22 protein-coding genes and 2 pseudogenes are annotated in these 23,925 nt (G+C 52.1%); 12 read left to right on the top strand and 12 right to left on the bottom strand.

The annotated features are described in order from the left end of the window. Positions 1-95: 95 nt before the first annotated feature. Complete coding sequence (locus tag CHH28_RS01110; protein WP_199243964.1) at positions 96-1,454, bottom strand: 8-oxoguanine deaminase; 1,359 nt, start codon at positions 1,452-1,454, stop codon at positions 96-98. 232 nt (positions 1,455-1,686) lie between these two features. On the opposite strand from CHH28_RS01110, the gene CHH28_RS01105 reads away from it, so the two are divergent. Continuing rightward, positions 1,687-3,246 carry an ATP-binding protein gene (locus CHH28_RS01105; RefSeq protein ID WP_199243963.1) on the top strand — a complete coding sequence of 520 codons (1,560 nt, stop codon included), beginning with the start codon at positions 1,687-1,689 and terminating at the stop codon, positions 3,244-3,246. 54 nt (positions 3,247-3,300) lie between these two features. Here CHH28_RS01105 and CHH28_RS01100 read toward each other — a convergent pair whose 3' ends face one another. The 6 genes and pseudogenes from CHH28_RS01100 to CHH28_RS01075 form a co-directional block, all read right to left on the bottom strand. Continuing rightward, entirely contained in the window at positions 3,301-3,936 is a 636-nt protein-coding gene (locus CHH28_RS01100) for a TetR/AcrR family transcriptional regulator (RefSeq protein ID WP_094058581.1), read from the bottom strand. Between the two features lie 164 nt (positions 3,937-4,100). After that, positions 4,101-4,832 carry a DUF5020 family protein gene (locus CHH28_RS01095; protein WP_094058580.1) on the bottom strand — a complete coding sequence of 244 codons (732 nt, stop codon included), beginning with the start codon at positions 4,830-4,832 and terminating at the stop codon, positions 4,101-4,103. Positions 4,833-4,848: 16 nt separating this feature from the next. Then, positions 4,849-5,916, bottom strand: coding sequence for a BMP family ABC transporter substrate-binding protein (locus tag CHH28_RS01090; protein WP_199243962.1), 1,068 nt, complete (start codon positions 5,914-5,916; stop codon positions 4,849-4,851). A gap of 17 nt (positions 5,917-5,933) precedes the next feature. Continuing rightward, positions 5,934-6,859 (bottom strand): annotated as a pseudogene (locus tag CHH28_RS01085) (ABC transporter permease). 4 nt (positions 6,860-6,863) lie between these two features. Next, positions 6,864-7,955: an ABC transporter permease gene (locus CHH28_RS01080; RefSeq protein ID WP_094058579.1), complete on the bottom strand. Its 1,092-nt coding sequence runs from the start codon at positions 7,953-7,955 to the stop codon at positions 6,864-6,866. Further along, positions 7,948-9,495, bottom strand: a complete 1,548-nt coding sequence (locus tag CHH28_RS01075; RefSeq protein ID WP_094058578.1) for an ABC transporter ATP-binding protein — start codon at positions 9,493-9,495, stop codon at positions 7,948-7,950. Before CHH28_RS01075 ends, CHH28_RS01080 begins: the two co-directional genes overlap by 8 nt. Positions 9,496-9,732: 237 nt before the next feature. Here CHH28_RS01075 and xdhA point away from each other — a divergent pair, with 237 nt between their 5' ends. Genes xdhA through CHH28_RS01030 form a run of 9 tightly spaced genes read left to right on the top strand, consistent with a single transcriptional unit; the run spans position 9,733 to position 19,326 of the window. Then, positions 9,733-11,208 carry a xanthine dehydrogenase small subunit gene (xdhA, locus tag CHH28_RS01070; RefSeq protein WP_157729709.1) on the top strand — a complete coding sequence of 492 codons (1,476 nt, stop codon included), beginning with the start codon at positions 9,733-9,735 and terminating at the stop codon, positions 11,206-11,208. Next, positions 11,205-13,553 carry a xanthine dehydrogenase molybdopterin binding subunit gene (gene xdhB / locus CHH28_RS01065; protein WP_094058576.1) on the top strand — a complete coding sequence of 783 codons (2,349 nt, stop codon included), beginning with the start codon at positions 11,205-11,207 and terminating at the stop codon, positions 13,551-13,553. The genes xdhA and xdhB overlap by 4 nt, the downstream gene beginning before the upstream one ends. Continuing rightward, positions 13,550-14,410 (top strand): xanthine dehydrogenase accessory protein XdhC, encoded by an 861-nt coding sequence (gene xdhC / locus CHH28_RS01060; RefSeq protein ID WP_233243695.1) that lies wholly within the window; start codon positions 13,550-13,552, stop codon positions 14,408-14,410. The genes xdhB and xdhC overlap by 4 nt, the downstream gene beginning before the upstream one ends. Before the next feature lie 16 nt (positions 14,411-14,426). Beyond that, on the top strand, positions 14,427-15,458 hold the full coding sequence (gene alc / locus CHH28_RS01055) for an allantoicase (protein WP_094058575.1): 1,032 nt from the start codon (positions 14,427-14,429) through the stop codon (positions 15,456-15,458). Then, positions 15,455-15,967, top strand: coding sequence for a 2-oxo-4-hydroxy-4-carboxy-5-ureidoimidazoline decarboxylase (gene uraD, locus CHH28_RS01050; protein WP_094058574.1), 513 nt, complete (start codon positions 15,455-15,457; stop codon positions 15,965-15,967). Before alc ends, uraD begins: the two co-directional genes overlap by 4 nt. Next, positions 15,964-16,305, top strand: coding sequence for a hydroxyisourate hydrolase (gene uraH, locus CHH28_RS01045; protein WP_094058573.1), 342 nt, complete (start codon positions 15,964-15,966; stop codon positions 16,303-16,305). Before uraD ends, uraH begins: the two co-directional genes overlap by 4 nt. 2 nt (positions 16,306-16,307) lie before the next feature. Beyond that, a complete protein-coding gene (locus tag CHH28_RS01040; RefSeq protein ID WP_094058572.1) occupies positions 16,308-16,805 on the top strand; it encodes an ureidoglycolate lyase in 498 nt (165 codons plus the stop codon). 35 nt (positions 16,806-16,840) lie between these two features. Beyond that, positions 16,841-18,145 (top strand): guanine deaminase, encoded by a 1,305-nt coding sequence (gene guaD, locus CHH28_RS01035; protein ID WP_233243693.1) that lies wholly within the window; start codon positions 16,841-16,843, stop codon positions 18,143-18,145. Continuing rightward, positions 18,145-19,326, top strand: coding sequence for a urate hydroxylase PuuD (locus CHH28_RS01030; RefSeq protein ID WP_094058570.1), 1,182 nt, complete (start codon positions 18,145-18,147; stop codon positions 19,324-19,326). Before guaD ends, CHH28_RS01030 begins: the two co-directional genes overlap by 1 nt. Positions 19,327-19,422: 96 nt before the next feature. Here the strand turns inward: CHH28_RS01030 and CHH28_RS20110 are convergent, their stop codons facing one another. Both CHH28_RS20110 and CHH28_RS01020 read right to left on the bottom strand, forming a co-directional pair. After that, positions 19,423-20,820, bottom strand: coding sequence for a methyl-accepting chemotaxis protein (locus tag CHH28_RS20110; protein WP_157729708.1), 1,398 nt, complete (start codon positions 20,818-20,820; stop codon positions 19,423-19,425). A 174-nt stretch (positions 20,821-20,994) separates the two neighbouring features. After that, positions 20,995-21,516 (bottom strand): SCO family protein, encoded by a 522-nt coding sequence (locus tag CHH28_RS01020; protein ID WP_094058568.1) that lies wholly within the window; start codon positions 21,514-21,516, stop codon positions 20,995-20,997. Between the two features lie 416 nt (positions 21,517-21,932). Between CHH28_RS01020 and CHH28_RS20465 the strand changes: the two genes are divergently transcribed. Both CHH28_RS20465 and CHH28_RS01010 read left to right on the top strand, forming a co-directional pair. Next, a complete protein-coding gene (locus tag CHH28_RS20465) occupies positions 21,933-22,316 on the top strand; it encodes a transposase (protein ID WP_094058567.1) in 384 nt (127 codons plus the stop codon). Then, positions 22,283-22,711, top strand: a pseudogene (locus CHH28_RS01010) (IS5 family transposase); the annotation flags it as partial. The gene CHH28_RS20465 and the pseudogene CHH28_RS01010, both read left to right, overlap by 34 nt. Positions 22,712-22,898: 187 nt before the next feature. Here CHH28_RS01010 and CHH28_RS01005 read toward each other — a convergent pair. The 3 genes from CHH28_RS01005 to CHH28_RS19795 form a co-directional block, all read right to left on the bottom strand. After that, on the bottom strand, positions 22,899-23,342 hold the full coding sequence (locus tag CHH28_RS01005; protein WP_094058565.1) for a bifunctional (p)ppGpp synthetase/guanosine-3',5'-bis(diphosphate) 3'-pyrophosphohydrolase: 444 nt from the start codon (positions 23,340-23,342) through the stop codon (positions 22,899-22,901). A 203-nt stretch (positions 23,343-23,545) separates the two neighbouring features. Continuing rightward, positions 23,546-23,737, bottom strand: coding sequence for a hypothetical protein (locus tag CHH28_RS01000; protein WP_094058564.1), 192 nt, complete (start codon positions 23,735-23,737; stop codon positions 23,546-23,548). After that, positions 23,734-23,889: a hypothetical protein gene (locus CHH28_RS19795; RefSeq protein ID WP_157729707.1), complete on the bottom strand. Its 156-nt coding sequence runs from the start codon at positions 23,887-23,889 to the stop codon at positions 23,734-23,736. The genes CHH28_RS01000 and CHH28_RS19795 overlap by 4 nt, the downstream gene beginning before the upstream one ends. Positions 23,890-23,925 lie beyond the last annotated feature (36 nt).

Below are 23,925 nucleotides of genomic sequence, written 5' to 3'. Positions count from 1 at the left end.
TATCCTTTGAAGTATAGGTAGGCCAAAATACTAGCGCTAGTTCGTGTTAAATGGTACCGCCAGTGGGGATAGGTCTATTGAGTCAGAACAGTGTATCAGTGCGGTGAGCTATTAATCAGTTGCTGAGCAGCCCTTTGATGACTTTGCATAAGCTCTGTCAGGTTGCCACCCAGCCACTCGCCATCGAGTACTTTCCACTGGCCATGGACCATAACAGCATCGGCCCGGTGGGCGCCGCTTAATACTAACGCTGCTAGTGGATCATGGCTGCCGCTAAAACGTGGCTCATCGAGTTTAAACAGCGCTAAATCTGCCTTTTTGCCTACCGCTAATTCGCCGATATCGGAGCGATTCAACAGTTGTGCTGAACCCCTAGTTGCTAGCGTGAGTGCCTCTATGTGACCAAAACGATCGGCGGGATAGCGCAGTCGTTGAATCAATAGTGCCTGTCGGACTTCCTGCATCAGATTGCTGTGATCGTTAGAGGCACTGCCATCGACTCCCAGTCCCACCGGACAGCCCGCCTGCAGTAAATCATTGACGGAGCAAATGCCAGAAGCCAGTAACATATTAGAAGAAGGGCAGTGGCAAATGCCGGTGTGAGTTTGGCCTAAACGGCGGATTTCATCGTTAGTAAAATGAATGCCATGGGCCAGCCAGGTGCGTGGTTGCAGCCAACCCACGGAGTCGAGGTAATCGACTGGGCGCAGACCAAAGCGCTGCAGACAAAAGGCATTTTCATCTTCGGTTTCAGCTAGGTGTGTATGCAGGCCCACATCATAGTGTCGGGCCAGCTCCGCCGTAGTCGACATCAGCTCTGTGGTCACTGAAAAGGGTGAGCAGGGGGCGAGGGCAATCTCTACTAGCTGTTGGCTGTCTTGCTGGTGCCAGCGTCGAATCAAACGCTCGCTGTCATCCAAAATGGTTTGCTCTGTTTGCACCACTTGCTTTGGCGGTAAGCCACCGTCCTCTTGACTGAGTGACATCGATCCACGAGTCAGCGTCACCCGCATGCCCAAGCGTAAGGCGATGTCGGCTTGCTGATCGATGGCATGGTGCAACTGCTGTGGAAACACATAATGATGGTCGGCGGCGGTGGTGCAGCCGGACAGTAGTAGCTCTACCAGGGCCAGCTCCGTGGCTTGGGCGTGCCAGTCGGAGGTTAACTTGGCCCACAGTGGATACAAGCTGGTGAGCCAGGGAAACAGAGGTTTGTTCAAGGCAGCAGGGTAGGCACGTGTCAGGGTCTGATAAAAATGATGGTGGGCATTAATCAGCCCCGGCAGCACTACGTGCTGACTGGCGTCCCAGTGGTGCGTGATCGCTGTGTTCGGTTGCTGCCCGTGGGGTACCTGCTCGACGATATGGCCATCGGCCACCACGATGCCGTTATCGGCATTGGCTTGGTTGGCGGTAAAGCAGGCTTTGGGGTGTTTAATCCAGAGAGTCGTCATACGCATTTCCAAACGATACGGCATGACGCACAGAACACGCCGTACACTGTGGGTTTATCTGTGCTGGGCACAGCCAAAGTGCAGTGACTTGCGTGTTAATCTGCCCGTGCAGTGTAACAGAGTGCCTGCGACGACGGCTACTGACGGGCTGGCTGCAGACTGCTAGGCTCAAATGCGGGTTGACCATCACCAAGCGCCTGCACGTTGGGCGCGCACATTGTTGGAGCGTTGCATGTATCAGCCGGGTGTGCTGAGTCGCAAATTGTTATTGGCCATTCTGTTGTGCAGCTCTGTCGTCACTGTGCTGATGACGGGGTTTATTCTTTGGCGCGATTATCAAATCGAAGTCAGCGCGTCACAACAAGCGGTCGAGCGCATTCGCCTGACTTATGTCGAGTCGTTATCGATTAGCTTGTGGCAAATGGATGAACGGCAATTGGAGTCGCAGCTGCAAGGCATTGTTAATCTGCCTCATATCGTTGAAGCACGGGTAGAAGATGCACTGGGTACTGTTATCGAAGTGGGTAGTCTGCATCACGATGAACATCGACACGTTTATGAGATTGACTTATTTGTGCAACGCCACGGCGATGAGCCTCTTGGTTCTTTGCGATTATGCATTGACCGTGACTACATATTGGCGCAAGTGTACGACAAAGCCATCACCATTTTGCTCTCCCAGTTTATCCGCACAATGCTGGTATCTGCGCTGATTTTAATGCTGGTGACGCACATGGTAACGCGTCATTTAAACAAACTCGCCGCATGGGCAGACCAGAATGATTTGCATCGCCCTCTGGTATTGCAGCGCCAACAGCGCTGGCCGGATGAGTTGAGCCGTTTACAGCAAGCGATGGATCATCAGCGCAGGCGAATACTGCAAGCATTGCAGCAGCGTGATCAAGCCAACGATCAACTGCGTGAATTGAATGACACGCTGGAGCATAAAGTCGAGGAGCGCACGCAACGGCTAACCGAAGCTTTCCAGCATTTACAACGTTCCATGCATGAGTTACGCAGTACACAAGAGCAGCTGGTGATGTCGGAAAAAATGGCACAATTAGGCAACCTGGTGGCTGGCGTCGCACATGAATTAAATACCCCACTTGGCACGGCAATGACAGCCAGCAGTTTTCTACACGATACATTGCACAACAGCCTGCATGACACCGAGTTGGACGACGATGTGGCCGAGGCATTGCAACTGATGGAGGACAATCTTCGCCGGGCACTCAATATTGTTAATACCTTTAAGCGTTTAGCCGTCGACCCGGAGCAAGAAGCGCGCCGCCGTTTTCGCTTAGATGAACTGGAAGCAGAGCTGGCGGAATTAATTGCTCAATATGGTGTGGCAGATCGTTTGCAATTGCACTTACAGCTGGCGGACGTGTGGATGAACACCTATTTCAGCAGTTTTATGACGGTGTTACAGGCGTTGCTCAGTAACAGCATTGAACACGGCTACCCTGACGGTCAGGCGATGACCATTGGCATAGAAGCGCAGTGCGTTGATCGCCATTGGTTGCAGTTGGTATTCAGTGACGATGGCGTTGGCATGACAACGGAGGCGCTGCAGCGGGCATTTGATCCGTTTTATACCACGCGCCGGTTTAAGGGCAATACTGGCCTTGGATTGCATCTGGTGTACAACCTGGTCACGCAGATTTTGGCGGGCAGCATCGAGCCACAGCAGAGCGAGCGTGGCGTTAGCTGGATATTACGCATTCCGGTCGATGTTACCCGTGAGGAGCGCACCCCGCTGAAGGGGCTGTTCTCACAGCACGAGCCATAATGGTGTGGTTTGACCAGCCCGGGCCAATACCTAGACCCAAGCGCCAAGCGGTCTTTATTGTGGCCGTTGCAGTCCGCAGCCAGTGAGAATCATGTCCTGCAGAAAATGCGTAATACGTTCGATGTCTTCCAATTCGTATTGGCGTTTATTCGAGACTTCCAATACCTGAGTTTCAAAATCTGCATAGTGCTGGGTGGTTGACCAGATCATAAAAATCAGGTGCATGGGGTCGACGGCGCGCAATTTCCCTTGATCGATCCAGCTTTGAATGACGGCACTTTTTTCTTTTACCCATTGGCGCATTTCTTGGCTCAGGTGTTCTTTTAGATGCGGTGCGCCTTGAATGATCTCCATGGCAAAAATCTTCGAGCCATTCGGATTTAGGTAGGATTGTTCAACTTTTACCGCAATAAAGCGGCTTAATACCAGAGCTGGGTCGTCTTCCGGGGTGATGTCTTCCAGCACCTCGTTCCAGCTTTGCATAATGTGATCGAGCAGTGCCCGATAGAGGTTGGCTTTGCTTTTAAAATAATAGTGCACATTGGCTTTGGGCACTTCGGCCCGATCTGCAATGGCTTGCATGCTGGTGCCTTTAAACCCATTGCGCACAAATTCACGCTCGGCGGCAGCCAATATGTTTTCTTCGTTACGTTCGCGGATTTTACCCGGTTTGTACTTCTGATTGGTCATGATCGGTTTCCTACAGCCCAAGCTTGAGAATACCATACGGACGAAAACAAAGGGCAGCTGAGCTGCCCTTGGCTGTACCTCTACGTGGCCAGCGTCTAATGCGAACTACGACTGCCGTGGCAGCGGTACTTTGCATCGGCCGGCTTAGACAGAGGATTTCTGGCTTACAGGTGCGCTTTGACCATAAAGCTCACTGCGTTTTGGTCTTTGTCTTCATCGTCGATAAAGTTCAAACCAAACTTGTTGTTCCAGTAGCTGTATTCAACCCCCACTTTGATCTTGTTTTTCAGTCCCAGTGCTGGGCCGACGTTGTAGGTGATTTGCGGGTTAAAGTGGAACTGAGCGTTCAAATCTTCGGTGGCGGTGGAATAGTCTATGTAGCCATCAATGTTGAAGTTGCCTTTGTTCCAGCCGTAAGTCAGTGTCAGCTGGTGGTCATTTTCAACATTTTCATTGTTGGCGTAGTAGTAGGTAGCACCGAAGTAGTTCATGCCAGGCACATTCAGATCCGCTCCGACACCGTACAGGTAGTTGTCCTGCTGGCCAGAAGCGTCATTGGTGGAGCCAAATTCGTAGGTGAATGCGGCGTTAATGGCGCTGACAAAACCGTCCATTTTCAGCACGGTAAACTTCGGTGAAAACTCGCCGTAAGTTTCTTTAAACTGAGTGCCGCCTTCTGGGGTTTCGCCCACATGGCGATCAACGAAGAAGAACAAACCGCCCCAGCTGTGGCCGGAAGCGTGCTCTAAGGTCATGGTGGTGAGTTTTTCATCGGGTACGAGCTTGTAGTCTTCGCCGTACAATACAGACACGCTGTTGTCTGCCCAGTATTGTTCTGCTTGCGCTGGAATGACCACGGCGCTGGCCAGCAGGGTACCAATGATTGCTTTTTTCATTACTGCTCTCTCTTTATTAAGCTTCAGGTAATTTGCTTTCAACACCGTCGACGTGCCAGTTCATGCCTTTTAAGTCGTCATCCGACAAACTCTGCTCGGCAGTCACACGCACGGTGCCTTGTTGATCTTTTATTGGGCCACTAAATACTTGCAGCTCACCGGCTTTTAACTGCGCTTTTTTGCTTTCCACCAAGGCTTTGACATCCGCCGGTACTGAGCTGTGCAGCGGTGCAATATCGGTTACGCCTTCTTTCAGGCCGTACCACAGGCTTTGCGACTCCCAGTTGCCGTTCATGACCGCTTCGGCTTTGGCGATGTACAGCGGCGCCCAGTTGTGTACGGTGGAGGTCAGGTGGGCGTTCTTGCCATAGGCCGACATGTCGGTGTGATACCCGATGGCGTATTTGCCTTTGGCTTCGGCAGCTTGAATAACGGCAGCAGAATCGGTGTGCTGAGTCAGTACATCGGCGCCTTGCAGCATCAGCGTTTCGGCCGCTTCACGCTCTTTGGCTGGGTCGTACCAGCTGCTGATCCAGATGACTTTTACTTTGACATCTGGGTTCACTTCACGTGCGCCTTTGGTAAAGGCGTTGATGCCACGGACCACTTCTGGAATCGGGAAGGAAGCGACATAACCGAGGGTATTGCTGTTGGTCATGCTGCCAGCCACCAAACCGGTCAGGTAACGACCCTGATACGCTCTGGCCATGTAGTTACCAACGTTTTTACCCTGCTTGTAGCCGGTGGCGTGTTCGAACTTCACCTTCGGGAATTTGCGCGCCACTTTTAACGTTGGGTTCATGTAGCCAAATGAGGTGGTGAAAATCAGCTCATTGCCTTTTTGTGCCAGATTGCGAATCACTCGGGCAGAGTCGGCGCCTTCGGCCACGCTCTCGACGTAGGTGGTGTTTACTTTATCGCCGAATTTCTCTTCCACCGCTTGGCGTGCTGCGTCATGGCCGTAAGTCCAACCGGCGTCACCCACAGGGCCGACGTAAACAAAGCCGATATTGAGTGGTTCAGCCTGAACGCTGCTGGCCGCCAGTGCCAGGCCTACGGTGGCCAGTAGTTTTTTAATCGTCATGTGTTTCTCCTTCCTCTTTAATTCATGGGCCGATAAGGGCGGCCGATGGATTTGGGTGCGCTCAAGCGGGTTTTAACGGCGTCGCTGGACAGCCATACCAACACCACAATGGTCGCGACATACGGCAACATCGCCATAATATTGGGGGGACCTCAAAGCGAGTGCCTTGCAGGACCAAATGTAAGATGCTGGCAAAACCAAACAGGTAGGCACCAAGCATGATGCGCTCGGCTTTCCAACTGGCGAATACCACCAGCGCCAGCGCAATCCAACCGCGCCCGGCGGACATGCCTTCTGACCACATCGGCGTATACACCAGCGACAAGTACGCACCTGCCAGGCCTGTCATGGCGCCACCAAACAGCACTGCCATATAACGGATGGCCTGCACATTGATGCCAATGGCATTGGCGGCTTCAGGGTTTTCACCCACCGCGCGAATTTGCAGACCCAAACGGCTGGATTTAAACAGCCAAAATACCGCTAGGAATAAAACAAAGGCCACATACACCAGAGGGTCGTGTTGGAAAAGAATTTTGCCAACGACCGGTATGTCGCTGAGCAGGGGAATAGCAATAGGCTGCATGCCATCCAGACCGATTCCGACGTAACTGCTGCCCAAGAAGGCGCTCAAACCGGCACCAAAAATGGTCAAAGCCAGCCCGGTGGCCACTTGGTTCGATGCCAATGAAATGGCCAAAAAGCCAAATAACAGTGCCATCAAAACACCGGCAGCGATGGCAAACCACACGGCAATAAACAAACTGCCGGTAACGGTGGCGGCAATAAAACCGACCACCGCGCCAACCAATAACATGCCCTCTTGGCCGAGGTTCAGCACGCCCGACTTTTCACACACCATCTCGCCCAGTGCAATGAGAATCAGCGGCGTACCAGTACGAATGGTGGCATACAAAATATTGGTAATCAGATCGATATCCATAACATCAGCCCTGGTTCAGTGAAGTGGCACGCGATGAGCGCAGGGAAGTGGGCACAATGCGATAGGCGATTAACAAATCGGTCGCCAACAGGAAAAACAGCAACATGCCTTGGAATAACCCAGTGAGGGATTTGGGCAGGGTCATTTCAATTTGCACCATTTCACCGCCCATAAAGGTGAGCGCCAATAGCATCGACGCCAGCAGAATGCCCAAGGGCTGCATGCGCCCTAAAAACACCACAATGATCGCTGCGTAGCCATAACCGGGCGACACCTGCGGCACCAGCTGACCCAGCGGCCCGGTCACTTCCGATACTCCTGCCAGGCCCGCCAAAGCACCGCAAGTGAGCAGTGCGAACCAGGTCAGGTGTTTGTCTTTAAAGCCGGCGTAGCGTGCGGCCTTGGCGTCTTCACCAAGCACCCGAATCTGATAGCCGATCCAGCTGCGTGACATCAGAGTCCAAACGGCGACCATGGCGAACAGCGCAAAGAAAATAGAAATATTTAGTCGATAATCATCACTGAAAACCGGCAGCAGTGTGGCATCAGCAAACAACGCCGACTCCGGGAAGTTAAAGCCATCCGGATCTTTTAAAGGCCCATGCACGCCGTACAGCAACGCATTTAATGCGATGTAGTTGAGCATGATGGTGGTGAGAATTTCATTGGCATTGAAACGCGTTTTTAACCAAGCAGCGAGCGCCGCCCAAGCCAAACCACTGAACGTGCCTGCTAATAAAATCGGAATCAGCGCCAGGCGGCTATCAGCCTCTAGAAACTGCAGCGCGGCAATACTGCCGCCCAGTGCGCCCATAATAAATTGACCTTCGGCGCCGATGTTCCAGATTTTGGCCCGAAAACACAGCGTCAGCCCCATGGCACATAACAGCAGTGGTGCTACTTTGATGCCTAGCTCGGTCCAGCCATAGACGCTGGTGAGCGGCGAGATAAAGAATGTGTGCAATGCCTCAAATGGGTCATGGCCCAAAAACAAGAATAAAATTCCACCACTGATCAATGTGAGCGTGATGGCAATCAATGGCGATAAATAAGCCATTAAGCGTGAATCGGAAACACGCTTTTCCAGTTTAAACATGCTGATACTCCGGCTGCGACTGGCTTGGCGCCGCTTGAAACTGACCTGCCATCCACTGGCCTAACTGTTCGATGGATACGTCTTTGCTGGCAGCAATCGGCGACAGGCGACCATCGCAAATAGCGCCGATGCGATCGCTGATTTGATACAGCTCATCAATGTCTTCGGATATCACCAGAATGGCTGCGCCCTGATCTCGCAGGTTGATTAACGCGTGGCGAATCAAAATGGCGGCGCCAATATCGACCCCCCAGGTCGGGTGCGAGCAGACCAAGAACTTAGGCTGCTGCTCTATCTCACGGCCGATGATGAATTTCTGCAAATTTCCGCCGGACAAGCTTTTGGCTTGTGCGTCTTCATCGGCGCATTTGACGTTGTAACGATCGATGATGTCGCAGGCGAACTGACGCACTGCTGAGTAGCGGATCCAGCCTTTGTGTTTGAGACCGGTGTGACTGGCGCTGAGCAGCGCATTATCGACCAACGACATGTCTGGCACGGCGCCGCGACCTAAGCGCTCTTCGGGGACAAAGGCAAAACCCAGCTGGCGACGCTGATCCGGGCTGAGTTGCTCGATGGCTTGGCCGTGCAATTGAATGCTACCGCTGTCTTGGCGCTCTTCGCCGGACAACAGTCCCATCAGTTCGTCCTGACCGTTACCGGCCACGCCGGCAATGCCAAGAATTTCGCCGGCTTTTACTTGCAATGACAGCTGCTGCAAGTGCACGCCAAACGGGTCGTGTGGCCGATAGTTCAAGCCTTGCACGTCCAACGCGGTGGCACCGCCTTGCGCCTTGCTGTAGTTCTCGGTCAGCGGTGTATCGTTACCGACCATCATTCGCGCCAGCTCTGCGCTGGTGGTGTGCTGTGGGTTGCAATGGCCGGTTACCTTGCCGTGACGCAGTACCGTAGCCGCGCTGCACAGCTCCACCACTTCATCCAACTTGTGCGAAATGAATAAGATGGAGCAGCCTTCGCCAGCCAGTGTTTTTAGAGTTTTAAACAGTTGCTGAACTTCTTGCGGGGTCAGCACGGAGGTGGGTTCATCGAGGATTAGCAGCTCAATGTCTTGCAGCAAACAGCGCACGATTTCCACCCGTTGCTGCTCACCTACCGACAGGGTGTGTACCAAGCGGCGTGGGTCCAGCGCCATGCCGTAATGTTCTGACACCTCGCTGATGCGGCGTTCCAGTGCCGCCATGTCTTTGGCTTGTTCCGCAGGCAGCCCGAGGGCAATGTTTTCTGCCACACTGAGTGTTTCAAACAATGAAAAGTGCTGAAACACCATGCCAATGCCTAGTTGACGGGCATGCGCGGGACCTTTGATGGTATGCGGCTGGCCGTGCCACAACAGTTGTCCGGCATCGGGAGCGATGACCCCGTAAATAACCTTCATTAAGGTGCTTTTGCCGGCGCCGTTTTCTCCCAGCAAGGCATGAATTTCACCTTTTTGTACTTGTAGATCGACGGCATCGTTGGCGATGCAACCTGGGTAGCGTTTGGTGATGCCACGCAGGTGCAAACGTTCGCTGGAACTCACAGTGAACCCTCAGTTGATAAAGCTGACCAGTTGGCCAGTCTTAGCAATTAGTTTGCCACTGCGAAAATCCACCAATTGGGATATGATGAAAATACACTTGACCAAGTGGTCAGATTTTTGCAGGGTCTTACCCGGAAGACCGCTGCAAACCGGAAGAGTGCGGGCTGCCAGCGGGCCCGAAAAACGGCCGCCATCATACGCTATTTCTGCGTTGCTGCGATAAAAAAAGGGGACACCGTGATTCGAATAAACCTCAATGGCGAGTGGGTAGAAGACGCTCAGGCTGATCCGCAATGGACCATTTTACGTTACCTTCGCACTCAAATGGCGCAGGTCGATGTGAAGGAAGGATGTGCCGGCGGCGACTGTGGCGCCTGTACTGTGATGGTCGGGCGAGCAACCGAACAAGGGTTGCAGTATCAGAGCATCAACGCTTGTATCGCGCTATTAGCGACGGTACACAACGCCTATGTCATCACGCCACAGGGGTTGGCAAAAGACGGCACGTTGCACCCAGCGCAACAGGCTTTAATTGACCACCACGGCTCGCAATGCGGCTTCTGTACGCCGGGCTTTGTGATGTCGATGGCGACCTTATATCAACAGCAATGTCAGCCCTCTGAATCAACGGCTACTGGCCAGACAGTCAGTAATCCAGCAGAGCATGGTTGGAGCGCGCCTGAGGATGACGCCATTCATGCTGCTTTGTCGGGCAACTTGTGCCGCTGTACTGGCTATCGACCGATTATTGATGCCGCGCGCGCGATGGGAGATTACCCAGCAAAAAATGCTGACGCTGTTGTCAGCTTTGACCCAAATGCCATTAAAGTCAGCGATGAGGATGGGCTACAGCCCTTGTTGCAACATCAACAACGACAGCTATTTGTGCCGCACACCGAAGAGCAGTTAAAAATCTTGTTGCAGCAATATCCGCAAGCGACTTTGTGGGCTGGCGGTACGGACTTGGGTCTGGAAATATCGCAACGCTTTCGCCAGTTCGACACCGTGATTTGTTTGCACGCTATTGCATCGTTACAGCACAGCCAGGATCAACCAGAGCAGTTGCTACTTGGCGCTGGCATGACCTACAGCCAGCTGGAGCAGGAGTTGAGTAGCGACTTCCCCAGTTTTGCAGAGTTGCTGCATCGCATCGGTTCGCGTCAGGTCCGCAACCTCGGCACGTTGGGCGGCAATATTGCGAACGCTTCTCCAATTGGTGACACCCCACCTGTGTTGTTGGCGTTAGGGGCGCAGTTGGAAATCGACGGTATTTATGGTCGCCACCAACTGGCCGCACAGGACTTCTTTACCGGCTACAAGCAAACGCGCTTGCGTGAGGGCGAGTATTTGCGCGCCATCATTTTGCCAAAACTGACAGCGCAGCAAACCTTGCACTGTTTCAAAGTGTCGAAGCGTTACGACGACGATATTTCCGCCGTGATGTTTGCGGCTGTCTTGGGCATCGATAATCACACCATCGTCGATGCGCGCGTTGCTTGTGGCGGTGTCGCTGCGACACCGCTGCGAGCCTCGAACGTTGAGCGTGCCTTAATTGGCCAGCCATGGAGTGAACAGACCATGCTGCAGGCAGCGCAGCAGGTGGAGCAAGATTATCAGCCCATTGATGATGTGCGCGCGACGAAAGAATATCGCCTGCAGCTGGTGCGCAACTTGTTATTAAAAACCTGGGCACAACTGGAGGCGCTGGTATGAGCCATCAATCGTCATTATTAGCCCCCTACGCTGAGCGTCGTCAGCGCCCGGCGAAAGGGCGCAGCGGCAAATCCTTGGCCCATGAAAGTGCCGAAAAACACGTCACTGGCGAGGCGGTGTACATTGATGATATGCCTGAGCTGGCGCGTACCCTGCACGTGGCGGTGGGTAAAAGCACCATTACGTGCGGCCAGATACGTCAGCTGGATTTATCCGCCGTACGCAGCGCCGACGGTGTGGTGGATGTGATTACTCTGGACGACGTACCGGGTGAAAAAGACATCGGCCCAGTGTTTAAAGGCGACCCTTTGCTGGCGGATGGCCGTATTGAGTTTCACGGGCAACCCATATTTGCCGTTGCGGCGCACAGCTTTGAGCAAGCCAAACGCGCCGTAGCATTGGCTCAGGTTGATTACCAAGAAGAAGCGCCGGTGTTAACCATAACTGAAGCATTGCAGCAAAATGCGTTTGTGCGCCCGATGCATGTCATGCAAAAAGGCGACTGTGATGCTGCCATGGCCCAGGCAGAGCAGCAATTGCACGGCGAGTTATACAACAAAGGCCAGGAACATTTTTACCTCGAAGGCCAGGTAAGTTATGTAGTGCCCACCGAAGATGGCGGCATGAAGGTGTATACCTCCAGTCAGCATCCGACCGAGGTGCAAAAGCTGGTGGCCGAAGTACTGGACGTACCGATCAATTATGTGCAGACCGAAGTGCGACGCATGGGCGGTGGTTTTGGTGGTAAAGAAACCCAAGCGGCGCAGTGGGCGTGCTTGGCTGCGGTGTTTGCCAAACGTTTAAAACGGCCGGTAAAAATGCGTCTTGATCGTCAGGATGACATGGTATTAACGGGTAAGCGCCACGATTTTCTTGGCCGTTATCGGGTTGGCTTTGATGCGCATGGCAAACTGCAGGCAGCGGATATCGAGCTGGCCGGTAAATGCGGTTATTCACCGGATTTATCCGATGCCATTGTCGATCGTGCCATGTTTCATATCGACAATGCCTATCACTACCCGGCCATGCGAGTAACTGGCCAGCGCTGTAAAACCAATACCGTATCAAATACCGCGTTTCGTGGTTTCGGCGGCCCACAGGGGATGTTGATTGGTGAAGGTATTTTGGACGATGTGGCCCGTGCTGTTGGCCGGGATCCACTAGACGTGCGTTTAACCAACCTTTATCAGCACGGTGATCGCACGCATTATGATCAGGAGATCGAAGATTTCCCCATGGCCGAGTTGATGACGACGCTGGCCAATCAATGTGATTATTATGAACGCCGCCAGCAGATATCGACCTTTAACCAACAGCATCGGTTTAAAAAACGTGGTTTAGCTTTAACGCCCGTGAAGTTTGGTATTTCTTTTACCATTCAGTTTTTAAATCAGGCCGGTGCACTGGTGCATATTTATACCGATGGTTCGATCCATTTGAACCATGGCGGTACAGAAATGGGCCAGGGGCTGTTCACCAAGGTTGCGCAAGTCGTGGCCAATGAGTTTGATGTGGATATCGACACCATTCAGGTGTCAGCCACGGCAACCGACAAGGTACCCAATACCTCTCCAACGGCGGCCTCCTCGGGGACGGATCTCAATGCCAAGGCGGCGCAAAATGCTTGCTTAACCATTAAATCTCGATTGTTAGACTTTGCTCGCCAGCATTACGGTGTTGAACCCGGTGCCCTGCGCTTTGCGAATAATCACTTGGTGGTGTCGGCGGAGCAAGAACACTGGGTGCCATTCGCTGACTTTATTCAATTGGCATATCAGAACCGAATATCACTGTCATCAACCGGCTATTACAGTACACCGAAAATTCACTACAACCGTGATAAAGCCAGTGGACGTCCGTTCTTTTATTACGCTTTGGGCGCCTCTTGCTCTGAAGTCGAAATTGACACGCTCACCGGCGAGTACCAAATATTGCGCACCGACATCTTGCACGATGTAGGACGCTCACTGAATCCAGCCATTGACATTGGTCAGATTGAAGGTGGCTTTGTGCAGGGTATGGGGTGGCTCACCAGTGAAGAACTGAACTGGGATGAGCAGGGTCGTCTGGCGTCCAATGCCGCGGCCAACTATAAAATTCCAACCTCCATCGATGTGCCAGATATGACCGTCACTCTGTGGGATAAAGACAACAGTGAAGACACCATTTACCGCTCAAAAGCCGTGGGCGAACCGCCACTGATGCACGGTATTTCTGTCTGGTGTGCGTTGCGTGATGCCGCCGCCAGCGTGGCCGACTATCGCGTTAATCCACCGCTTAATACGCCAGCTACGCCTGAGCAGGTATTAAAAGCGGTGCAGTTTTGCCAGGAGAGATCGTCGTGAATCGGCGTTGGTTTGATGCGCTGGCGGAGTGCGAGCAAGCTGGGCAAAGTTATGTATTGCTCACCGTCATGGGGACGGCGGGTTCGGTACCGCGCAACCCTGGCAGTAAAATGCTGGTTACCTCGGACCAGCAATACGACACCATTGGTGGCGGTGAGCTGGAATTTCAGTTAATTGCGCAAGCCCGGCAATTATTGTTGCAAGGCGAAAGCCAACAGCAACTGGTGCAAGTTCCGTTGGCATCAAAAGCCGCGCAATGCTGTGGCGGCAGTGTCAGCGTATTGCTGGAATGCTTTATTACGTCAGCCGCGCCGGTGGTGATTTTTGGCGCTGGTCATGTGGCTCAGGCGTTGATGACGATCCTGCAGCAGCTACCGATCCCGGTGCAATGGCTGGATAACCGACAAGCCTTGGTGGAGGCCGCGGGTGCGCCGTGCCAATGGCGCAGTGATCCAGTCAACGCGTTGGCTGAACTGCCGCAGCATGCTCGTCTGATTATTGTGACCCACAATCACCAATTGGATTATCAGTTAATCAAAACTGCACTGGAATATCGGCATTTTGATTACATTGGCTGTATTGGCTCGGCTACCAAAACCGAGCGATTCACCTTGCGTTTGCAGCGCGACGGCGTTGATAGCGACGATATTGCTAGGCTGACCATGCCCATTGGTCACCCGGATGTTCAGGGTAAAGAACCGATGGCAGTGGCGGTGGCCATCGCCGCGCAACTACTACAACAGCACACACCTTCACCGGCTCAAAGCAACGACCGTCAACGTCGCCAGGGGCTGCACTGGAAGCGCTTAAAACAGGCGTTACAAACCTCAGCCAGCGATATCACTGAGCCGCGCTAAATCAGGAGAATAGATAATGGCGACTGCCGTAAAGCAACATCCCTATCAACAATGGGTTGACCTCGCCAACCGCCGTTTGGGCGGTCAGGTTTTAAGCTGTAACGATGACTTTTTTGCCGAGATGGAAAATCTGGTAAAAGCCAGTGAGCCGGTGTTTATTACCGATAAATACACCGATCGTGGTAAATGGATGGACGGTTGGGAAAGTCGCCGCAAACGTCTCAAAACCCTGCCCAACGGAGAGTTGGAAGACGGCTTTGATTGGGCGGTGATTAAACTCGGTGCTCAAGGTCGATTGCGTGGCTTTAATGTATGCACGCGATTTTTTGCTGGCAACGCGCCACAGCAAGTCAAAATCGAAGGTTGTCTCAGCCGCCAAGCGCCAGATGACTCCACCAGTTGGCAAACTCTGGTTGAGCGTCAGGACGTGCAGCCGGATAGCGATAACTATGTCGACTGTGACAATGACGGTGTTTACAGCCATTTACGCGTCACCATGTTCCCCGATGGTGGCATTGCCCGTTTGCGTGCTTATGGCCAGGCAGAAATGGACAGCGACTGGCGGCTGCCGGGTGAGCCTATCGATTTGGCGTATGTAAAAAACGGAGCACGGCCTCTGGAATGTAGCGATATGTTCTTCAGTGATATGGGCAACCTCATTATGCCCGGTCGCGGTGTGAACATGGGCGATGGCTGGGAAACCAAGCGCCGCCGTGGTGGTCGCGACAGCGATTGGATGATCATTAAATTGGCCTGTCGCGGCAATGTGGCCAAAGTACTGGTCGACACGGCACACTTTAAAGGCAATTTCCCGGATGGTTTTGCGCTGTTTGGCATCGACAGCGCACAATCAGAACCGGATGAGCAAGCCGATTGGCAGCCGATTATTACCCGCCAACCACTCACCGCCGATGCAGAGCATTTTTATCGTGAGGAAGTATTAACCGCCCAGCAGTGTTTTACCCACATTAAGGTGGTGATGTATCCGGACGGTGGTATCAGCCGTTTGCGCGTTTTTGGTTATCCTGATCAGGAGCTGCAAGCATGATGTTGACCGAGCTGAACCAACTGTCCGAGCAGCACGCACAGCAGCAGCTGAGCAGTTGCTGCGCCGCTGAGCGCTGGGTGGAGGGCATGGTATCACTGCGGCCATTTGAGTCGGTGGAACAGTTATGCCAGCAGGCTGACATTGTTTGGCAACAGCTGAGCGAAGCGGATTATCTACAGGCATTCGAAGCACATCCGAAAATTGGCGATGTCAGTTCACTGCGTGAAAAATACGCCAATACCAAAGCCATCGCCGCCAATGAACAAAGCGGTGCACAGCATGCTGCAGAGGCAACCTTGCAACGCTTGGCGCAGTTGAATCAGGACTACCAAGACAAATTTGGCTTTATTTTTATTGTATTTGCTACCGGCAAAAGCGCTGAGCAGATGCTGGAATTGTTAGAGCAGCGCATTCACAACAGTCGCGAGCAAGAAATTGCCAATGCGGCTGCCAACCAAATGCAGATCACGAACCTGCGGCTGCAAAAGTTATTAGAGGTGGTGAAATGAAAAGTGTGATCACAACACACATCCTAGATACACATTTAGGGCGCCCGGCAGCTGGCGTCGAGGTGGATCTGTACCAATGGCAGCAGGACAGCTGGCAACTGATGGCCAATGGCAAAACCGACGAGGATGGCCGTATCACCGATTGGTTAGGCGATCGCCAGCGTGAGCAAGGTTTGTATCGACTGACGTTTGCCACCCAGGCTTATTTTGATCGCCACGGGATCACCAGCTTGTATCCGCAGGTTGAAATACATTTTCATATTGAAAATGCCGCCGAGCACTACCATATTCCGCTGCTGCTCAGCGCCAACGGTTATTCCACCTATCGGGGGTCTTAACATTGCGACAGGTTCTGACTCCACAAGCGCTAACCGCTGCAGCATTTGCACCCTTTGGTGAGCTGATTGAGGCGCGTCCTGAACCTTTGTTGATAAACGAAGGCACCACCGAACGCCATCATGCGTTAGCGGCCGTGACGGTAGGAGAGGGTGAGGGCATCATAAATTTGTTTCGTGCCCAACCACGCTCTTTGCCCATGCGCATTACTATGATGGAACGCCACCCACTGGGCAGCCAGGCGTTTTTACCAACGGACGATTCGCCCTATTTGGTGTTGGTGTGCTTGGGCGATAAAGAACCGGATCCCAGTACGCTGGCGCTGTTTATAGCACAGGGCGTCGGCGTGAATTACCGGGCTGGCTGTTGGCACCACCCGTTGCTAGCACTGGATACCGTCAGCGACTTTTGGGTGGTGGACCGTCGCGGTACGGGCAATAACCTGGAAGAAGTCTGGTTTGACCCCGACACGATAATTGAATTACCCGATCCGCGCCGTTAGCGGATTCGCTGAGGCTTATTTGCCTTGGACCATTGATGAGAGAAACGATTATGAACTACCAAGCTCAGCGCGGTTCTGTATTACATTTTTTAGATCAGCATTCACCCGAGTATTTTGCCGATGGTATTTTGGTCACCGACAGCGACAAGGGTACCGTTGTCGCCGTCGGGGAAGCGGAATCTATTCTGGCACAATTCCCACAGCTGCAGGTGACTGAGCATTCGCAGGCGCTGATTTGCCCTGGATTCATCGACACCCATATTCATTACCCACAGGTGGATGTGATCGCATCCTACGGTGAACAGCTACTCGATTGGCTGAATAACTATACGTTCCCTCATGAAAGCAAGTTTGCCGACGAAGCACATGCGAGTGAAACTGCGGATTTCTTTTTACGTGAATTGTTAAAAAATGGCTCCACCACCGGGCTGGTATTTGGAACGGTTCATCCGCAATCGGTGGACGCGTTTTTCCGCGCCAGTGAAGCGCTGAATACTCGTATGATCTGCGGCAAGGTCATGATGGATCGCAATGCGCCAGATTTCTTATGCGACGATGTGGCCAGCTCTAAAAACGACAGCCAAGCTTTGATTGATCGTTGGCACGGAAAAGGTCGTCAGTTGTATGCAGTCACACCGCGTTTTGCGATTACCTCCACACCGGAACAGTTAGCCGCAGCCGGTGAGTTGCTGGCAGATAACCCTGGTGTGTATATGCAAACGCACTTATCCGAAAACCTGGATGAAATTGCGTTTGTTAAAGAGCTATTTCCGCAGAGAAAAAACTACCTGGATGTTTATGATCATTATGGCCTTCTGGGGGAATACAGCACGTTTGCCCATGGTGTGCACTTGGAAGACGGCGAATATCAGCGTCTTAGCGAGACTGGCAGTAAAATCGCCTTCTGCCCGACTTCCAACCTGTTCTTAGGCAGTGGTTTATTACCATTGGATGATCAGCCGTTTCCGGTAGGGGTGAGTGTTGCGACAGACGTCGGCGGCGGCACCAGTTTTTCGATGCTGCAGACCATGAGCGAAGCCTATAAGGTGTGTCAGCTGCGCGGTCATCGGTTATCACCGCAACAAGCGTTTTACATGATGACGTTGGGCAATGCCAAGTCACTGAAGCTCGACGACAAACTCGGTAATTTCACTGCCGGTAAAGAAGCCGATTTCGTGGTATTGGACCTCGCAGCGACTGAGCTGATGCAACGTCGACAAGCCATTTGCAATACACTGGATGAAACTCTGTTCTGCCTGACCATTTTGGGCGACGACCGCAGCGTGGCGGAAACCTGGGTGGCCGGTAAAAAAGTGTACAGTAAAGATGAGGCCAACTGATGGAAGCGTATTTATTTGATTGGCTAAATCTGTTTTTTCGCTGGTTTCATGTCATCACTGGCATTGCTTGGATCGGTGCATCTTTTTACTTTGTCTGGTTGGATTTGAGCCTGCGTGAACCGCCACAGTGGAAAAAAGACCAAGGCATCAAAGGCGACTTATGGGCCATTCATGGCGGTGGCTTTTATGAAGTGGCCAAGTATCAAGCAGGCCCTCCGGCGATGCCAAAAACCCTGCATTGGTTTAAATGGGAAGCCTACACCACTTGGTTAACTGGCTTTGCGCTGCTGTCCGTTATGTATTATTGGGGAGCGGATCAGTATCTGATTGATCCACAAAAAATGGCTTTGGGCCAGTGGCAGGCGATTGCCATCAGCTTGGCGTTTTTGGGCGGTGGTTTTGTATTGTATGAAGCCTTATTAAAAAGCCCCATGCGACAGTCGCCAAAGTTGTTTGCTGCATTGTTGTATGCTGCCTTGGTGGCAGCGGCTTGGGCGTTGGATCAGATTTTTAGTGATCGCGCGGCGTATTTACACGTTGGGGCACTGATTGGCTCGATTATGGCCGGTAACGTGCTGTTCGGAATTATGCCGGCGCAACGCGAGTTGGTGCGTGCGGTGCAAGCCGGCGAAACACCACAAGCGCATTTTGCTGAGCTGGCAAAACTGCGATCAACGCACAACAACTATTTCACTTTGCCGCTGATTTTTATCATGATCAGCAATCATTACCCAATGACCTATGGCCACGAACAGGGTTGGTTGGTGCTGGCTTTGATTGGTGCCATCAGCGCCTTTGCTCGCCACTACTTTAATTTAAAGCATCAGGACAATCATCAACCGTGGATTCTGGTGGTTGCGGCCTTGGCGCTGTTTTTACTGATCGGCTGGATGGTACCAAAGCCAGCGGAACCTCTGGCGGCAAACACGGAACGTTTAAATCAGTCACAAGCCCTGGCGTTAGTGGAAGCTCACTGCACTGCCTGTCATGCAGAAAAGCCTAGTCACCCCGCCTTTAATGCACCACCAGGTGGTATCGCTCTGGAGCAGTGGTCGCAAGTCGAAGCCAACGCTGCACGCATTATTCCTGCGTTACGCACCGGTTATATGCCGCTTGGCAATACCAGCGGTATGACGGACGAGCAGCGCTCGCAGTTGATTCAGGCGCTATCGAGTGAATGATGAGGCTTGAGATGTATACACAGCAGTGTGGATATGTCTTCGCGATAGCAATAACAAAACATGCGCTGGCCAGCTAAGCCAGCGCATGTTTTGGCTTTAAAAAGAAAATCGTTTCAGTATGTCGTTGAGCTTGGCTGATAGCTCCTGCAGCTCTTGAGACTGCTCTTGACTCTTCATCGACTCGCTCATAAACCGCTCAGTGACGTCTCTAATGGACTGACTGCTGTCACTAATCTCAGCCCCCAAGTTAGATTGCTGTTCAGCGGCAGTGGCGATTTGGCTGGCCATATCGCTAATGTCACGTATACCGTTTGCCAGGCTTGCAAAATTATCAGAGGCTGACAGTGAGTTCTGTGATGTCTGATCACTGAGATCCATGCAGCGTTTCATGCAGGCGACGGCGGCATCGGTATTGACCTGGAAGGTTTCAATAACGCTGGATATTTCTTCCGTCGAGTCGTGTGTTTTCTGTGACAGCACTCGTACTTCGTCCGCGACCACAGCAAACCCTCGGCCTTGTTCGCCAGCGCGTGCCGCTTCGATGGCAGCATTTAGCGCCAGGAGGTTTGTTTGCTCTGAAATGCTGCGTATTACCGAAATGATATTGCTGACCTTGGCGCTGTTGTCTTCGAGCTTGTCGATCGCTTCGGTGGCGGTTTTTACCTCAGAAATCAGCTGTTCAAGTGAGCTTTGTGTTGAGCTGGAGAGCTCTTTTCCGCGATCGCTAATAGCAACCGTATTGGCGACTTCTGCGGCAGTGGCTTCTGCGTTCTTGGCGATGTCGTCTGTGGCCATTCTCATCTGACTAATTGAATTGGCGACGTACTCAGTTTGTGAGCGCTGATTGCTCGCATCGGTGGATAGCTCGTTGGATATGCGCACCGACTTTTCTGCTTCATCGGATAGATATTGCGCTGTGTTGGCGGTTTTTTCCAACGCGGTATTAATGGTTGCGAACAGCTGGTTTGCTTCATCCAGTAGGTGAGAGCCTGCCGTATTTAGGCTTCGTGCACTAAGGTCGCCACTGGCTACGCGCTCTAATAACACTTGCACTTCCGATGACTCAAAAAAGCGTTTATTGCCTTGGTAGATTAAATAGCATGAAACAGCCAGGCCAATGACAGCGACACCGACGTGATACAGCAGTGGCGCCAGAATTCCGAGGGACTCGGTTTCCCACGAAAATATATAAACCGGGGTGTTGAGCAGCTCAATGTCATTGGTCTGGCACCAAGTGAAGGACAGATGATGCACTACGGTGGCGCCGACTTGGGCCAATACCGGTGCTGCATCACAATAGCGGGAGAGAACGGCAAAATTGATAAAGAAAAGGAAGTGGCCTTCACCAATGCCATGAGCCTGCTGGACATTGATGGCGAACATGGCAACCAAAGCGATGGCAAAGGTGACTCGACAAAACAAGGTACCTTTATAGAGTACGTAAGTGATGGCACTCAAGGCTAAAATAGCGCCGCCGCCAACCAAGCCTAACATGAAATAGCCATGCTGTTGGGACGTTATAAATGATATGATTAAAAAATACGCTATGATGACCCCAAACACCATTCTGTCGCTGTCTACAAAATCCTCGTCGAATTTCGCTCGAACCGCGGGTTCAGTGCGCTTGTTGTAATATAAAAAGAGAATTCTTAGTATATCTGACATGATTTATTCCAAGGCCATTAAGGCGGTGAGAGCGGCTGCAGTGACCTTATCTGGGGGGATTACTTGGGTGACGACCCAGTCCGGGCGGTTATTTCGTAACACGTAGACGTTTCCTGCGTGTCTAATTGCGCTGCCACTAATCTGTGTTTGCTCCCCCAGGCTGGATAACAAAGCTTGGTAGCCACGGCTGCTGGTCGCTAGCGAATGTATCTGTGGGTGGAAAGCCGTAGCATAGTCTTGTGCCAAGCTAACGCTGCTGGTTGGATCGATATCAACAAACAGAAACGCGCTATCAGAGCCACTGTCTTGTTCCAGGGCACGGCCGAAGGTGGCGAGAGTGATGGGACAAATGTCACTGCAGGCAGCAAAGCCAAAAAAGACAAAGACTTGATCTGCGCCCAGATCCTCGAGGATCTGGGCGTTGTCGGTGATCTTCCTTATCTCATAACCGGCGAGGAATGGTACCGCGAGAAAAATGCCAACAAAACCGAGCAGCAACAGTGGTTTGATTACAAAGTGCCTCATACTGGTTCTCCGGTGTTGATCAGGGCTAACAGTTGTCTGCGAACTCAGTCTGCTGTGAACTCAGTACTGTGTAACTTACACCAACATGGATAAATTTCATGCTGGTTGAAATCTGATCAGAGTTTAAAAGCGTAGTTCATGTCATGGGCTTGTCAAACCAGTACGGCCAGCTAGCGGCTTATGTGTTTTGAGGTGTTTTACTGCGTATATGGAAGTGGAAGAGTCAGATTTTAAGAATGGCGAATATCAGGTTTTTAAAATATATTCTGGTTAATCACTGCTGCTGGTACAGTGGAAGTTCTTCGAGAAATATAACATTTTCATACGTCTTTGGATGGGATTTTATTGACTAGAAGCTGTTTCATAACCTTCAGTCCGATATAATAATCAAAACTATCAGCTTCAACTCCTCCACCATGAAACGTTCAACCTCAGAACTGACCGACCAACAGTGGGCACACATTGAGCCTTGTTTACCCAGCCTGCCTCGTGGCAAAGGGGGTCCCAAACCTATCAGCAATCGAGCCTGTTTCGAGGGCATTTTATGGGTCTTACGTTCAGGTGCGCGCTGGCGTGATCTACCCGAGCGCTATCCTTCACCGAGTACCTGCTGGCGCCGCCTTCAGTACTGGGAAGAGCAAGGTGCATGGGTCAAAGCCTGGCGTAAGCTTCTTCGCGTTCTGGATCAACAGTCGCGGTTAAATTGGGAAGAATCGTTTTCTGATGGTAGTTTTGCACCCGCAAAAAAAGGGGCCTCGGTGTTGGAAAAACCAAGCGTGGTAAGGGGTCGAAGTGGATGATAGTCGTCGATGGCGAAGGCATTCCAATCGGGCTGACACTTGGCTCAGCGTCACCGGCGGAGGTCAATCTGATTGAGGCTTTGTTAAATGTTTCCTATGGCAAGAGCAAGGTGAAGCGTTTGATTTACGATAAAGCGGCAGACTCTGATCCTCTGCGAATGGCGTTAAAGAAACGGGGCGTTGATCTCATTTGTCCACATCGTCGAAACAGGAGAAAAGCGCCGCTGCAAGATGGTAGAAAGCTGAGAAGGTACGACCGTCGCTGGAAAGTAGAGCGCACTTTTGCTTGGCTTGGAAATTATCGGCGATTAGTGGTTCGATGGGAAAGAAAGCTCTCAATGTATCGAGCCTTCTTTCACGCCGCCTGCATGATGATCGTGCTAAAGAAGTTGTGAAACAGCTTCTAGTCTATTTGGGGTGGGTTGAAAAAGCTATTGGTTGGCCCTGCTGGTTTTTTTGTTGCTGACTGTTTTTATTGCCGTATTTTTTGGGGGCGGGTTGATTAACGGCTCTGAAAGTTTTAGCAGCGGCTCCGGAATTTTTGGGTTTAGGTATTAATATGGTTTTTCAGTCTAGCGGCAGTTATCCCGATTGATTCTTTGCTTCTGCCGTTAATAAAATTTCACGCACATGCTGATACTGACGTTGGCGTTCGATGTCTTTGTGGGTGATGTTCGATAGACGAGTTAAGTCCATATTTTCACTGTTATCCGCCAGTTTGACCGCTCGCGCTAGCGGATGGCCAGCGGCCCGGTGGGCAGCTTGGATGCGATCTTCACCTGGACGTTTCGTGAGGGCATCCAGGGCAGCGATAATGTGTTCGCTAAAACCTTCGGCTTGCAATTGAGCCAGTGTGACGTCTGAGTCTTCCACCACGTCGTGCAACACAGCGACAATGCGCTCGTCATGGCTGTGCATGCGCAACATGACGCGAATAGGGTGCAATATGTAGGCAGTGCCAGCTTTGTCCGTCTGGCCTTGATGCGCTTTCACCGCGATGGCGATAGCGTGCTCGAGTGTGGCCATTGAGATTCTCGATGGATGACGTTGTCCCCATCCTATCTGAACCGAGGTGCCATACAAAAGACATTGCGGTCGTATAGCGATGGCGAATATCCGTTCGTCAGCCTTTTGGGGTTCATTGTCCCGAGCTATCCCCCTTTCCCTGGCTTTGGGCTGCGTACCTGGGCTTTGGCTGGGTATGCAGCTGTTGGTATAGGGACAGCTGACTACTGGGCGTCCAGCACTTTCTGTCGCTGGCGTAAATACTCTTGCTCTGACATCTGATAGCTACCCATGCACTCTTCATATTGCTCAGGTGGGAATTCACTCATGCAATGGGCGCGCTGGTTTTCCTGCATTTGATTGTAACTGCAGGCACAGCACACCAGCGCCAGGGTTAATAGGTACAGGTTGCTCATGCGGCTTTGCTGGCCGCCACTGGGCGGGCAATGATGTCCGCAGGAGGCAATGAGCCGCGTTTGCTGAGGCGTTTACCGCTGCGGTTCTTGTGCATGGCCCGGCGGTTGCTGTGTACCAACTGTTGCAATTGTTCTAAGTATGCAGATGACATAAGTGCTCCTTACTCACGAATGGCCAGATAGCACAG

It is taken from the genome of Bacterioplanes sanyensis, from assembly GCF_002237535.1.
Taxonomy (GTDB): domain Bacteria; phylum Pseudomonadota; class Gammaproteobacteria; order Pseudomonadales; family Oceanobacteraceae; genus Bacterioplanes; species Bacterioplanes sanyensis_A.
Note: the sequence above shows the minus strand (reverse complement) of the source record. Positions and strands in the feature narration are given on the sequence as shown.